This is a genomic window from Pseudomonas sp. Mb7 (genome assembly GCF_054790525.1).
The window spans coordinates 4,264,629-4,278,371 of sequence record NZ_CP186501.1 but is presented as its reverse complement, the minus strand read 5'-3'; the positions used below and the strand labels follow the sequence as shown (position 1 = coordinate 4,278,371).

Sequence of the window (13,743 nt, the reverse complement as noted above, 5' to 3'; positions counted from 1 at the left end):
ACAATTACTCCGCGTTGGCTGCGAGATCGCGCAGCACTTGCATGGCGCGTTCGGCGTCGGCCTGGCCGACGAACAAATGGTCGTGGTAATAGCCGGCAATCACGTTGCAACTGATCCCGGCCTTGCCCAGTGCCGTGGCGAATGCGGCGGTGAGGCCCACGGCTTCCAGCGCCGAGTGCACGTTGAGGGTGATCCACGCGGCGACGTAGTCGAAACTGAAACCGGCCTGTTCAGCTTGGGAGCGTTCGAGAATCACGGTCAGGCCTTCCTGTTCGCGGAAGCTGCCGACGATCTCCAGATCCCTCGGTAACACGCCATCGGGCAGGGTGCAGAATACGTATTCGCCGGCGTTCAATTGCGGGCTCATGCTGCGCAACAAGGTTGTGAGTGAGGTTTCGCCAGCCATTGCAGTGATCCTTGATAAAGAGTGCTTGCTGGCTATTCTCCGGGCGAAACCTGTATAAGAAAAACCAATAGTGCTGATCGCTCATTAGGAAAACTGATGTTCGACTACAAATTGCTTTCTGCTCTGGCCGCCGTGGTCGAGCAGGCCGGATTCGAACGGGCCGCGCAAGTGCTGGGTTTGTCGCAATCGGCGATTTCGCAGCGGATCAAACTGCTCGAAGCGCGGGTCGGCCAGCCGGTGTTGATTCGCGGCACGCCACCGTCGCCGACCGAGATAGGCCGGCGTCTGCTCAACCATGTGCAGCAGGTGCGTCTGCTTGAGCGTGACCTGCAAACCCTTGTGCCCGCGCTGGACGAGGAGGGTTTGCCGGAACGTTTGCGCATCGCTCTTAATGCCGACAGCCTCGCCACGTGGTGGGCCGAAGCGGTGGGAGATTTTTGCGCCGAACAACATTTGCTGCTCGATCTGATTGTCGAAGACCAGACCGTCGGCCTCAAACGCATGCGCGCCGGTGAAGTGGCCGCATGCCTCTGCGCCAGTGAACGGCCGGTGGCCGGCGCACGCAGCGTGTTGCTCGGGGCGATGCGTTATCGCGCGCTGGCCAGCCCGGCATTTATCGAGCGACATTTCCCCGACGGCGTGCGCGCCGAGCAACTGCCACGCACCCCGGCGCTGGTGTTCGGCCCGGACGACTTCCTCCAGCATCGCTACCTCGCCTCGTTGGGCGTCGATGGCGGATTCGAACACCATTTATGTCCGTCCTCGGAAGGTTTTATCCGCCTGATCGAAGCCGGACTGGGCTGGGGCCTGGTGCCGGAACTGCAAGTGCGCGATCAATTGCAACGCGGGTTATTGCGTGAACTGCTGCCAGATAAACCGATCGACGTGCCGTTGTACTGGCATCATTGGCGCAATGGCGGTCAACTGCTGGGCTTGCTGACCGAGCAATTGCTGCGTTCTTCGGCGCAATGGCTGGTGCCGTTGGACTGACGGCCAGCGTCAAGACACACGAATCAGGCAAAACGAAAGACATCGGAGCTTTACATGAAAATTCTGGTCACCGGCGCAAGCGGCTTCATTGGCGGACGCTTTGCGCGTTTCGCCCTGGAGCAGGGCCTGGACGTGCGGGTCAACGGTCGCCGGGCCGAGAGCGTCGAACATCTGGTGCGCCGTGGCGCCGAGTTTGTCCCCGGCGACCTGACCGATCCCGATCTGGTCCGCGAGCTGTGTTCCGACGTTGAAGCCGTGGTGCATTGCGCGGGCGCCGTCGGGCTGTGGGGCCGCTATCAGGACTTTCATCAAGGCAACGTGCAGGTCACCGAAAACGTTGTCGAAGCCTGTCTGAAACAGCGCGTCCGCCGTTTGGTGCATCTGTCGTCGCCATCGATCTATTTCGATGGCCGTGATCATTTCAACCTGACCGAAGAGCAAGTGCCCAAGCGGTTCAAGCATCACTACGCCGCGACCAAATATATGGCTGAGCAAAAGGTTTTCGGTGCGCAGGAGTTCGGCCTGGAAACCATCGCCCTGCGCCCGCGTTTCGTCACCGGCGCCGGCGACATGAGCATCTTCCCGCGCCTGCTTAATATGCAGCGCAAGGGCCGCTTGGCGATCATCGGCAATGGCCTGAACAAAGTCGATTTCACCAGCGTGCAGAACCTCAACGAAGCGATGCTCAGCAGTTTGCTGGCCGCCGGTTCCGCACTGGGCAAGGCCTACAACATCAGCAACGGCGCGCCGGTGCCGCTTTGGGATGTGGTCAATTACGTGATGCGCAAAATGGAAGTGCCGCAGGTCACCAAGTACCGTTCGTATGGTCTGGCCTACAGCGTCGCGGCGCTCAACGAGGGCGCTTGCAAACTCTGGCCGGGGCGCCCGGAGCCAACCCTGTCGCGCCTGGGCATGCAGGTGATGAAAAAAAATTTCACCCTCGACATCAGCCGCGCCCGGCATTATCTCGACTACGATCCGAAAGTCAGCCTGTGGTCGGCGCTGGATGAGTTCTGCGGCTGGTGGAAAGCTCAGGACATCCGTTGAAACGATTCGGCCGGGCGGCAATGAACCGTGTAGCCGCTTGGGGGTCAATCCCTGCGGCTGCGGCGGTTATACTTCGCAGCATTTAGCCATCACCGCGTTTCACAAAGGTTGCCTCAATGTCCATGCGTAATGATGCCCACGACGATTTCGATGATGTCCCGAGCCTGCGGGCCGACACCTTCGACGACGATGACATTCCGACCACCGCTCGCACCTCCGTGCACTCGCGCACGCCGCCCGTGGTCAAGGTCAAGGCGGCCAGCACCGGCCCGTTGTGGGCGTTGGTCGGCGCATTGTTTTTCGCCTTCGTCGGTCTGGCTTGGTGGAGTTTCCAGCAAATCTCGTTGATGGAGCAGCAACTGGTTGCGACTCAGGAAAGCTTCGCGCGCATCAGTGAAGAAGCGGCGGGGCGCTTGCAGGACATTTCCGGCAAGGTCGTGGCCAGCCAGTCCAACGTCACCAGCGACAGCGAAGCCCTCAAGCTGCAGATCAAACAGCTTGAAGGCAAGCTGCTCGATCAGAGCAAACAGCAGCAAGGCGTCGCGGGGCAGGCCAGTGATCTGGACAAACGACTGGCACAGATGACCGCGCAGACCACTGAACAGCAGAATGCCAATACCCAGTTGCAGGCGCAGGTCAAAGCCTTGACTGCGGAACTGGCGACGGTGAAAAGCACACCGGCCGACACCAGCAAGGTCGATGCTCAGTTGAAGGCCTTTGACGCGCAGTTCAAAAGCCTCGGCGCCGACATCGCGGCGTTGAAGAAGCAGGGCAACCCGAGCGCGGCGATCGATCGCCTCGAACAGGAAATCGTCGTCCTCAAAAGCGAGCAGGACAACCGCCCGGCAGCCCCGCAAGGCGGCAATACCGCCGAGTTCGACGCCTTCCGCGGGCAGATGACCCGCAACATCAATACGTTGCAGGCGCAAATCCAGAATCTGCAGCAGCAGATCAACGCCCGCCCATAAGCTTTGTTGATCAGTGCAGGGGATTCTGTAATCCCCTGCATCATTCTGAATACTCGTACATCACCCCAAGCCGTCTACGCTCTTGAAACACCAACAAGAACGAGGGATGCGCTATGGGGTTTTTGCATAAAGTGGCCTGGCTCGGCGTGATATTACTGGCCGGTTTCGGCCAGGCCAGCGCCGCCACGACCGCCAAGGATGACAGTCAGGCCGCCATCGCCTTGCTGGAGAAAGCCCTGGCCTATTACCACGACAATGGCGACAAGGCGTTTGCCGCGTTCAGCCGCCAGGGCGAGTTCGTCGACAAGGATCGCTACGTGTTCGTGGTCGACACCAAAGGCGTGATGCTCGCCAGCGGCGGGCCTTCATCAGCGTTGATCGGTCGTGACGTCAGTGAGGTGCTCGGCCCGGATTTGCAGAAAACTTTCAAGGACGCGTTGAAAGTGCCGGAAGGCAATGGCATCCAGCAGGCCGAATACCGTTGGCAGAATTGGGCCGATGGCAAGGTCGAGCGCAAGCACGTGTATTACCAGCGCATCGGCCAGCGAATTCTGGCAGTGGGTTACTACTTGCCGCGAGCGTCGGCCGAGCAGGCCAAGGCGTTGCTCGACAAAGCGGCGACTGATTTGGGCAAAGACGAGAAGGGCACGCTGACCGCGATCAATTCGCTCAAGGGCGGCTACTTGCAGGATGACTTGTACGTGTTCGTCGTTGATCTGAATACCCAGCGTTATGTCGCCCACGGCACCAATCTGCGCTTGATCAATACCGACTTCGGCAAGGTCAAGGATCCGGAAGGCAAACCGGTGGGCGAGCCGATTCTGGCGCTGATCGGCAAGCAGGATGAGGGTGAATATGAATACCGCTGGAAGAACCCGGTGACCGGCAAGGTTGAGGATAAACATGCTTACCTGAAGAAGGCCGGGCACTTCCTTGTCGCCGTGGGTTACTACAGCCCTTGAAGGATGATCGTTCCCACGCTCCGCGTGGGAATAATGCAGCCCAGGACGCTCTGCGTCCCATCCAAAGCCGAACGCAGAGCGTCCGTTGAGGCATTCCCACGCAGAGCGTGGGAATGATCAAGGGGAGACAGTTATTTTGCGCCGTGCTCGCGCCCGCGCAGCAGGTTGTTCGGCATCGCAATCGCTGCCGCCAATCCCAGCAACGACACCGCCGCACTTACCCACAGCAAATGCCGGAACGTCACCAGCAACTCCGCACGCAAGGCATTTTGCGCATCCCCCGGCGCGGCGTTCAGACCATCCAGCAGGACGTTGCCCGAATGGCCCTCGCTCATCAGCGAACTGCTCGCCAGATGGGCGAAGCTGGAGTCCTGCAGCAACGCCAGCAACAGCGCCGACATCAGCGCCACGCCCACTGCGCCGCCGAGGGAGCGAAACAGGTTGGTGGTGCTGGTCGCAACGCCGATGTCGCGTTGCTCCACCGAGTTCTGCGTGCCGACCAGCGAAGTAGGGAATTGCATGCCGCTGGAAATACCGCAGAGCAACATGAACAGACCACCGACCAGCGTCGCCTCGGGCGGGCTGAGCGCCATGCCGAAGATCGCAACCGGCATCAGCATCGCACCGGTCAGAATCTGCGGTTTGTAGCGCCCGGTGATCGACGTGCGACGCCCGGCGAAAAACGCACCAATCGGCAGCCCCATCGCCAGCGGCAGCAAGTGCAACGCGGCACTGTCGGCCCCGGCCCCGGTGACACTCTGAAAGCGCAGCGGCATCAGCACGATCAACGAAATCGCCTGGAAACTGGTGAAGAAAATCGTGCACCAGCACAGCAGGGCATTGCGGTTGGCAAACAGGTGCATCGGCAGCAACGGCTCGCGCGCCCGACGCTCGTGCCAGACAAACAGCGCCAACACCACCACCGCACAAGCGAGCAGACCGAGCACTTCGCTGCTGCGCCACGAATGCCCCTGACCAACCTGAGTGATGCCCAGCAGCAGGGCGGTCAGGCCGATGATCATCAGCAGCGTGCCGAGGTAGTCGATGACCGGTTTGCGCTGGGGAATCGGCAGGCCACGCAGATTGCGGCGGGCCACCCACCAGGCACCGAGGCCCAGCGGCAGGTTGATCAGAAATACCCAGCGCCATGACAGGTATTCGGTCATGTAACCGCCGAGTACCGGGCCGGCGACACTGGCCACCGCGTACATGCTGCTGAAGTAACCCTGATAGCGCCCGCGTTCGCGCGGCGGCACGATGTCGCCGATGATCGCCTGACTCACCGAGATCATCCCGCCGGCGCCGATGCCCTGAAGGATCCGCGCCAGCACCAGTTGCTCCATGCTTTGCGCCATGCCGCAAAAGAGTGAGGCGAGGGTGAACAGGCCCATGCCGAACAGCATCAGTTTGCGCCGCCCATACAAGTCGCCGAGCTTGCCGTAGATCGGCACGGCCACCGTCATCGCGACCATGTACCCGGAAATCACCCAGGCCAGCAGGCTGACGTCCTTGAACTGCGCAGAAATGGCCGGCATCGACACGGCGACGATGGTTTGGTCCAGCGCGCCGAGAAAGATCGCCATCATCAGCGCGACCAGCACGCTGCGAATGGCCGGTTTGGGCGTTTCGGGGTGATTGAGATTGGTCACGGGCAAAACCTGCGGGCAGTGAGAGTCCCGCAGATCGTCAGGCGAGCGGGGATGCTCGCCAGTGTAAGTCGGTAGCAGGCTATTCGATAGCCTCATAAGGAAGTCCGACGTAATTTTCTGCAATGGTTTTTCGCCCTGCTTCTGAACTGACAAAGTAGTCCAGTTCCGAGGCGCTGATGCGCTGGCTGAACGCATCGTGATCATCGAAGCGATGCAGCATCGAGGTCATCCACCAGGAAAAGCGCTCGGCTTTCCACACGCGGCGCAGGCAGATTTCCGAGTATTTCTCCAGCAGATCGGTGCGGTCGTCGCGATAAACCTTCAACAGAATATTGAACAGCGTACTGACGTCGCTGGCGGCCAGATTCAAACCCTTGGCGCCGGTCGGCGGAACGATGTGCGCGGCGTCACCGACCAGAAACATCCGCCCGTACTGCATCGGCTCGACGACAAAACTGCGCAGCGGCGCGATGCTTTTTTCGATCGAAGGGCCGGTAACCAGTTTCTCGGCAAGCTCCACCGGCAGACGATTTTTCAACTCATCCCAGAAACGCTGATCGCTCCAGTCATCGACGTTTTCATCCGCCGGCACTTGCAGGTAATAACGCGTGCGGGTGGCCGAGCGCATGCTGCACAACGCAAAGCCACGTTCATGGCGGGCGTAGACCAACTCTTCATGCACCGGCGGTGTGTCGGCCAGAATCCCCAGCCAGCCAAACGGATAAACCCGCTCGAAGACCTTCAGGCTATCGGCCGGAATCGACTGCCGCGCGACACCGTGGAAGCCGTCGCAGCCGGCGATGTAGTCGCAATCGACGCGAAAGATTTCGCCGTCCTTTTCGAAGGTGACAAATGCCTCGTCGCTTTTCATGTCGTGAGGAACGACATGGCTCGCCTGGTAAATCGTCGGCGCGCCAGCCTCCCGACGAGCGGCCATCAGGTCGCGAGTGACTTCGGTCTGGCCGTAGATCATCACGCTCTTGCCACCGGTCAGCGCGTGCAGATCGATGTGCACCTGACGTCCGTCCAGAGCCAGATCGAAACCGCCATGCACCAGACCTTCGGCGTCCATGCGCTGACTCACGCCAGCCTGACGCAACAGCTCTACCATGCCTTGTTCAAGTACCCCGGCGCGAATGCGTCCGAGCACGTAATCAGGTGTCTGGCGTTCAAGGATGAGGGTGTCGATACCAGCGTTGTGCAGCAACTGGCCGAGGAGCAATCCGGACGGACCGGCGCCGATAATGGCGACTTGGGTTTTCAGCGTTTTCATTGTTTTTATGGCTCGCAAGCTTCACGCGACAAGCGCCGGTGAATAATTTTTATGGATCGAGTGCTTGCATTTTTCCCTTGCGGGTCTGTCAATTGAAGGTGAAAACTGAGCTGATACCTGTACATTCTGCCAATCGGTGCGATTATCGCCCACAACCCCGAGGCCTGGATTGAAGTGATGAACAAGCCTGAGCTGCCTTCGATTCCAGTGTTCAAGCTCTACGGTGAAAGCCTGGACTGGCCGACCCCTGACTTGCTGCACTGTGAAACCATTTCCTCCCGCAGTCGCGAACATGAGTGGGAAATCAAACCCCACCGCCATGCTGATTTGTGCCAGTTGCTCTTCGTCTTCAAAGGTCAGGCAGAGCTTGAGATCGAAGGGCAGCGCACGCAACTCCAAACCCCGGCGATTCAAGTGCTGCCACCGTTATCGGTGCACGGCTTTCGCTTTTCCGAAGACGTCGAAGGGTTCATCGTTACCCTCGCCACACCGCTGATCAATCACTTGCAGGCGCAACTGGGCGATTCGGTGCACGCACTGGCCAGTGCAGAAAACTACCCGGCAGGCACCGACGGTGATTACCTCAACAGCCTGTTTTCGGCGTTGCAGGCTGAGTACAACGGCCACCAACCGGCGCGGGAAATGCTCATGCATTCGCTGGTCAGCGTGATCATGGTCTGGGTTAGCCGTCAGGCGATCGTGCGGCACAAAGCCAGTCAGCGGCCGCAACGTCAGCGCGAATACCTCAATGGCTTTATTCAATTGGTCGAGGAGACTTACCGCCAACACGTGAAGGTTGAAGACCTTGCGCATCGGCTGGGGATTTCGGTATCGCACCTCAACGGCACTTGCCGTGAACTGGCGGGGCAACCGGCGTTGCAGATCATGCACGAGCGTCAGTTGCTGGAAGCCAAGCGCTTGCTGACCTACACCAGCATGACGATTTACGAGATGTCGGAGTTGTTGGGATTTTCCGATCCGACCAACTTCACGCGCCTGTTTCGGCGCCGGGTGGGGATTTCACCAAAGGCTTTCCGCGACCGTCTGAAGGCCGAGCAGTAATCCACTGACATCACAACCCTCCCTGTAGGAGTGAGCCTGCTCGCGCCTACAGTTGAATATCAGCGCAGCGCGTTCAGCGTGGCATTGTGCGGAATGCAGCGCTCGAAGTTGCAGCTCGCATACTCGCGCGGCAGTTGTCGCAGCTGTTCGACCCGCCAGGCGGCGGTGCCGTACAGCGCCAGCGTGGCGGCGCAGGTGATGAAAATCGCGACGTACCTTCTTGTTTTGATGTTCATGGCGTAGACCTCTGAACGACATACCCTGCGGTATTACTTTCAGCATAGGTCAGCGCTGGGGAGTTGCCAGCGAGTGTGCTTGAGGATTTAACCGGCCATTCAGCACATTGATAGCCAGTGTGGGAGCGAGCCTGCTCGCGAAAGCCGTGTCTCAGTTACTGAAAAGTTGGCTGAACGGACGCTTTCGCGAGCAGGCTCGCTCCCACAGTGGATCGGATTTACAGGCCGGTATCCCATTCGGGGGTTTCGGGGAATCTGAGCACCAGAAAATCCAGCATGCTGCGCAGCGCCGCCGGCATGTGTTTGCGTGAGGCATACACCGCATAGATGCTCATCTGTCGCGGCTCGGCATGGGGCAGCAGGCGGACCAGTTCGCCGCTGTGAATATGCACCCCGGCCTGATAGGTCGGCAGCATCGCCACCCCGGCGCCGGCCAGGGTGGCGCGCAGTAACGTGCTGGCCTCGTTGGCGCTGATATTGCCCTGCACCGGCACTGAAACCGGTTCGCCATCCTCCTCGAAATGCCACAGGCTTTTGCCGAAATACGAGTGCGTCAGGCAGTTGTGTTGGCTCAACTCTTCGACCCGCAATGGCGCCGCTTGCTCCTGCAGATAAGCGGGCGCGGCGCAGACTACCGAACGACAAACGGTCAGGCGTCGGGCGATCAGGTTGGGGTCGAGATCGTTACTCGTGCGAATCGCTAGGTCGATGCGCTCATCGACCAGATTCACCGTGCGATCGAGCATTTGCAGATCGATGCTCACCCCCGGGTAGCGTTTGACGTAAGCGGCCATCGCATCCGCCAGTTGGGCCTGGCCGAACGAAGTGCTGACGCTGATCCGCAGCAGCCCGCGCGGGGCGTCGTGGGGTTCGCTGACGGAGGCCTGCATGTCCGTCGACAGTTCTAGCATCTGCCGGCAGCGCGGCAGAATCTCACTGCCGGCGGCGGTCAGGCTCAACTTGCGCGTGGTGCGGTGCATCAGGCGCGCGCCGACCCAGTCTTCCAGCTCTGCCAGATAACGTGAAACCACCGGCCGCGAAAGGTCCAGATGATCGGCCGCTGCCGACTGGCTGCCCAGATCCACCACGGTGACAAACACCCGCATTGCTTGGAGACGATCCATGATTTGCCCGCTTTCAGAAACAAACTATGTTCAAGCATCGCATTTTTTGTACTGAGTCAGGCAACTAAGCTCTGTTCCATCGCCAAACACGGCATTCGGACACCGGAGCAACAGATGATCGGTTTCACCACACTCAAACGCGTTCTGCTCGCCACTGCTTCTCTGGGTTTCGCCGCGCATGCAGCGGCTGCCAATCTGACCCTGGATGTCTACAACCCAGGGACAAACGCGATTTTCCCGGTGACCTCGGTGCTGGTCAGCGGTGAGAAAGACGCGATCCTCGTTGATGCGCAATTCGGCAAGTCCCAGGCCGAGCAAGTCGTGGAAAAGATCCGCGCCAGCGGCAAGCACCTGACCACTATCTACATCAGCCATGGCGACCCGGATTACTACTTCGGCCTTGATACCCTGACCAAGGCATTCCCGGAGGCCAAGGTACTGGCCTCGCAACCGACGGTTGATCACATCAACAAAACCGTCGCCGGCAAACTGGCCTTCTGGGGCCCGAAAATGGGCGCCGACGTTCCGGCGAAAACCATCGTGCCGGGCGTGCTCAAGGGTGACAGCCTGATGCTCGAAGGGCAGAAATTGCAGGTCATCGGCCTCGACGGCAAACAACCGGATCGCAGTTTTGTGTGGATCCCGTCGCTCAAAGCCGTGGTCGGTGGTGTGGTTGTCGCCGAGAACATCCACGTATGGATGGCCGATACCCAGAGCGCGCAATCCCACGCCGACTGGCTGCAAACGTTGCACTCGATCGAAACCCTCAAACCGAACACCGTGGTGCCGGGTCACTACCTGGGTGACAGCCGCCGCTCGCTGGCCAGCGTGAAATTCACCGCCGACTACATTAAGGCGTTCGACGCGGAAACCGCCAAGGCCAAAGATTCCGCCGCACTGATCGCCGCGATGAAAAAGCGCTACCCGACACTCGGCGAAGAAAGTTCGCTGGAGCTGAGCGCGAAAGTCGCCAAGGGCGAAATGCAGTGGTAAGCCGATTCTGAAAACGCAGCACTCTCAAGCCAACTGGAGAATGTCATGAGCAAGATCGCAATCATTGGTGCCACCGGCCGTGCCGGTAGCCAACTGCTGGAAGAAGCCCTGCGTCGCGGCCATAGCGTTACCGCTATTGCCCGCGATACGTCGAAGATCGGCGCCCGTAGCGGTGTGGTCAGCAAGAATGTCGATGTGCTGGATTCGGCCGCGTTGCAGGGCGCGGTGGCCGGTCACGATGTGGTGATCACCGCCGCGCATTTTGCCACCGTGCCTGCGGCGGCGATTGTCGGGCCAGTGAAGCAGGCGGGCGTGCAGCGCTTGCTGGTGGTCGGCGGTGCTGGTTCGTTGTTGCTGCCGGACGACACTCGGGTGATCGACAGTGCGGGTTTCCCGGCGGAGTACAAAGCTGAAGCCAGCGCTGGCGCGGTTTTCCTTGATGCCTTGCGTTCGGAGAAAGATCTGGACTGGACCTTTCTGTCACCTTCGGCAGAGTTTGTCGAAGGTGAGCGCAGCGGCAAGTTTCGTGTTGGCCAGGATCATTTGCTGGTGAGTGCCGAGGGGCGTAGCTGGATCACCTTTGCCGATTACGCGATTGCGCTGATCGACGAGGTGGAAACGCCGAAGCATTCGCGTCAGCGGTTTACTGTCGGGTACTGAGGCGTTTCTGAGGGATGGGTCTGGCTCTAGATCTTTCCCCCCTCACCCCAGCCCTCTCCCGAGGGAGAGGGAGCCGACTGATCTGGTCAAACGATACTGGACACGGTTATAGGGTTTTACCCTTTTTCATGCCGCCAGGGCCTCCATGTCCACCGGAGTTCGGTAGCCATTGTGACTGTGCAGCCTGATCCGATTGTAATAATGGGTCAGGTAGCGCAATACATCGGTACTGGCCTCATCTTCGTTTCGGTAACCAGCCTTGGGTATCCATTCAGATTTCAAACTGCCAAAGAAACGCTCCATCGGGGCGTTGTCCCAGCAGTTTCCTCGTCGACTCATGCTTTGTTTTATGCGCATGTCCGCCAGCGTTTCACGAAACACTTTACTGCTGTAATGACAGCCCTGATCCGAATGGAACATTAGGTTTTCAGGGCGTCCTCGCGACTCGAAAGCCATCTTTAACGCTCGACAGGTCAGAGCTGAATCCGGACTTCTGGACATGGCCCAGCCGACGATGCGGCGGGCATGCAGATCAAGTACAGCAGCCAGATAAACCCAGTAAGTACCGGCCCAAATGTAAGTCACGTCGCCACACCACACTCGATTGGGGGCCTCGACTTTGAATTTACGCTCCAAATGATTGGGGGCGTATTGCGCCTCCGCACCGCTGGGTTTGTACCGATGCCTGCGCCGTTGCTGGCTCTTCAAACCGAGCTCGCGCATCAGGCTACGAGCCATGTAACGACCTACCGACTCTTTTTCGTTACACAGCGCTTTTGACAGGCTGCGCGCGCCCATTGAGCCGCGACTTTGCTCATGTAATTCGGCAGCCTTGATCTTTAGGCGATCGCGCCCGACATGCACTTTCGCCCGCTGTTTCAGACGCTCGTAATAACTGCTGCGGTTGATACCAAACACGCCACACAACTCGGATCTTGGATATTGCTCGCTTAACTCCTCGACCAGCCTTACCGATCGAGGGAATCCGACATCAAGAGAGCTGTAGCCTTTTTTAAAATTTCCTTCTCGCGCTCAATCCGTCGAATTGTTGCTTCCAGTTCCTGGATGCGTTGTTGGTCAACGGTCATGGCCTTGGACTTCTCAGGCGTCTTGCCACTGCGCTCCGCACGCAGTTGCTCAACCCAGCGACGCAGAGCTGTAGGGCCCACGCCCATTGCTTCGCAGGCTTCACTCACCGAATAGTCTTTATCCAAAACCAGGCAAGCCGCATCCCGTTTGAAATCTGTCGAAAAATATCGTCTGGTCAAATCACACCTCGTCGTTGGGCGTAGATTAACGCCCTTTAGGGGTGTCCAGAATCATTAAGCCAGATCAGACCGAGGTGTCTGGCGTTGTATATCGACCTGAGTGATCGAGTCGATTATGGATTCAACGCAGTAATTTCACGTCGGCGTATTTCTAGAGCATCCCCCAATCAGTCCCCTCTCCCTCTGGGAGAGGGTTAGGGTGAGGGAAAAAGCCTCACCGCAAATGCGCCTGCTCTACCAGCCAGATCATCAGTTCCTCCAACTGCGGCGAAGGCTCGGTTCCCGCAGGCACCACCACGTAATACGCCAACCCCGTCCTCACCTTCAACGCAAACGGCATCACCAGCCGCCCCGCGCGCAAGTCATCGCCGATCAACGACCAGTCGCCAATCGCCACCCCCGTCCCATGCGACGCCATCGACATCGCCTGATCCAGCGTCTCGAAATGCTGGCCCATGTTCACATTGTTCAATTGCAACTCGGCTGCCGTCAGCCACACCGTCCAGTCCTGGATATCGCGGGTCGGATGCAACAACAGATGCTGTTGCAGATCGGCCGGGTCGGACAGTTCCGGTGGGCCTTTCAAAAGTGCCGGTGAGCAAACCGGAGTCAGTTGTTCATCGAACAGATGCAGCGCGGTCGAGGAGTTGTCCGGCGGCGTTCCGTAGATCACCGCCGCGTCGAACTGCTCGCGCTGAAAATCCACGCCATGGGCCAACGTCGTGGTCAGTTTGACCGGCACATCCGGGCGTTCCTTTTGCCATTGCAGCAGGCGCGGCACCAGCCAGCGCATCACACAACTTGGCGCCTTGAGTTGCAGGGTTTCGCGCTTGAGACCGATCTGCTCGGTGGCCTCAGTGATCAGACCGAAGACCTTCTCCACCCGTGGCAACCACTCCCGGCCTTCGGCCGTCAACTCCAGGCCACGGGCCAGACGAATGAAAAGTTCATACCCCAGATGATCTTCCAGCCCGGCGATCTGCCGGCTCACCGCGCCCTGGGTGATATGCAACTGCTCGGCGGCCCGGGTGAAGTTGCAGCACTGCGCTGTGATCAGAAACGTATGCAGGGCGGGCAGGGGAGGCAGTCGTTTCATGGGGATCCA

Annotated in this window: 14 protein-coding genes; 7 read left to right on the top strand and 7 right to left on the bottom strand. The window is 59.3% G+C overall.

The genetic code is table 11. The features are described 5' to 3' along the window. Positions 1-4 precede the first annotated feature (4 nt). Entirely contained in the window at positions 5-406 is a 402-nt protein-coding gene (locus ACOYXH_RS19240) for an ACT domain-containing protein (RefSeq protein ID WP_186622841.1), read from the bottom strand. Between the two features lie 96 nt (positions 407-502). Here ACOYXH_RS19240 and ACOYXH_RS19235 point away from each other — a divergent pair, with 96 nt between their 5' ends. From ACOYXH_RS19235 to ACOYXH_RS19220, 4 genes are all read left to right on the top strand, one after another. Further along, positions 503-1,396, top strand: a complete 894-nt coding sequence (locus ACOYXH_RS19235; RefSeq protein WP_095048264.1) for a LysR family transcriptional regulator ArgP — start codon at positions 503-505, stop codon at positions 1,394-1,396. 54 nt (positions 1,397-1,450) lie between these two features. After that, positions 1,451-2,443: an NAD-dependent epimerase/dehydratase family protein gene (locus ACOYXH_RS19230; protein ID WP_095048263.1), complete on the top strand. Its 993-nt coding sequence runs from the start codon at positions 1,451-1,453 to the stop codon at positions 2,441-2,443. 116 nt (positions 2,444-2,559) lie between these two features. Next, on the top strand, positions 2,560-3,411 hold the full coding sequence (locus ACOYXH_RS19225; RefSeq protein ID WP_095048262.1) for an ATPase: 852 nt from the start codon (positions 2,560-2,562) through the stop codon (positions 3,409-3,411). A gap of 113 nt (positions 3,412-3,524) precedes the next feature. Continuing rightward, entirely contained in the window at positions 3,525-4,373 is an 849-nt protein-coding gene (locus ACOYXH_RS19220) for a cache domain-containing protein (RefSeq protein WP_460409885.1), read from the top strand. Between the two features lie 131 nt (positions 4,374-4,504). On the opposite strand, the gene ACOYXH_RS19215 is transcribed toward ACOYXH_RS19220, so the two are convergent. Continuing rightward, complete coding sequence (locus ACOYXH_RS19215; protein WP_460409884.1) at positions 4,505-6,022, bottom strand: MDR family MFS transporter; 1,518 nt, start codon at positions 6,020-6,022, stop codon at positions 4,505-4,507. A 79-nt stretch (positions 6,023-6,101) separates the two neighbouring features. Continuing rightward, entirely contained in the window at positions 6,102-7,286 is a 1,185-nt protein-coding gene (pobA, locus tag ACOYXH_RS19210; protein ID WP_176471312.1) for a 4-hydroxybenzoate 3-monooxygenase, read from the bottom strand. A gap of 186 nt (positions 7,287-7,472) precedes the next feature. On the opposite strand from pobA, the gene ACOYXH_RS19205 reads away from it, so the two are divergent. Beyond that, on the top strand, positions 7,473-8,357 hold the full coding sequence (locus ACOYXH_RS19205) for a helix-turn-helix domain-containing protein (RefSeq protein WP_093430541.1): 885 nt from the start codon (positions 7,473-7,475) through the stop codon (positions 8,355-8,357). A 59-nt stretch (positions 8,358-8,416) separates the two neighbouring features. On the opposite strand, the gene ACOYXH_RS19200 is transcribed toward ACOYXH_RS19205, so the two are convergent. Together ACOYXH_RS19200 and ACOYXH_RS19195 are read right to left on the bottom strand one after the other, a co-directional pair. Next, entirely contained in the window at positions 8,417-8,593 is a 177-nt protein-coding gene (locus tag ACOYXH_RS19200) for a hypothetical protein (RefSeq protein ID WP_007912636.1), read from the bottom strand. 218 nt (positions 8,594-8,811) lie between these two features. Continuing rightward, positions 8,812-9,717 (bottom strand): LysR family transcriptional regulator, encoded by a 906-nt coding sequence (locus ACOYXH_RS19195; RefSeq protein WP_220556923.1) that lies wholly within the window; start codon positions 9,715-9,717, stop codon positions 8,812-8,814. A 114-nt stretch (positions 9,718-9,831) separates the two neighbouring features. Between ACOYXH_RS19195 and ACOYXH_RS19190 the strand changes: the two genes are divergently transcribed. Beyond that, a complete protein-coding gene (locus tag ACOYXH_RS19190; protein ID WP_095048257.1) occupies positions 9,832-10,710 on the top strand; it encodes an MBL fold metallo-hydrolase in 879 nt (292 codons plus the stop codon). Between the two features lie 45 nt (positions 10,711-10,755). Then, a complete protein-coding gene (locus tag ACOYXH_RS19185) occupies positions 10,756-11,370 on the top strand; it encodes an NAD(P)-dependent oxidoreductase (RefSeq protein WP_258708742.1) in 615 nt (204 codons plus the stop codon). Between the two features lie 126 nt (positions 11,371-11,496). Here the strand turns inward: ACOYXH_RS19185 and ACOYXH_RS19180 are convergent. Together ACOYXH_RS19180 and ACOYXH_RS19175 are read right to left on the bottom strand one after the other, a co-directional pair. Then, a protein-coding gene (locus tag ACOYXH_RS19180; RefSeq protein WP_320413090.1) for an IS3 family transposase occupies positions 11,497-12,638 on the bottom strand; the annotation gives its coding sequence in 2 pieces (ribosomal slippage) (positions 11,497-12,377 and positions 12,377-12,638; 1,143 coding nt in all). A gap of 214 nt (positions 12,639-12,852) precedes the next feature. After that, on the bottom strand, positions 12,853-13,734 hold the full coding sequence (locus ACOYXH_RS19175; protein ID WP_095048255.1) for a LysR substrate-binding domain-containing protein: 882 nt from the start codon (positions 13,732-13,734) through the stop codon (positions 12,853-12,855). Positions 13,735-13,743: the final 9 nt, after the last annotated feature.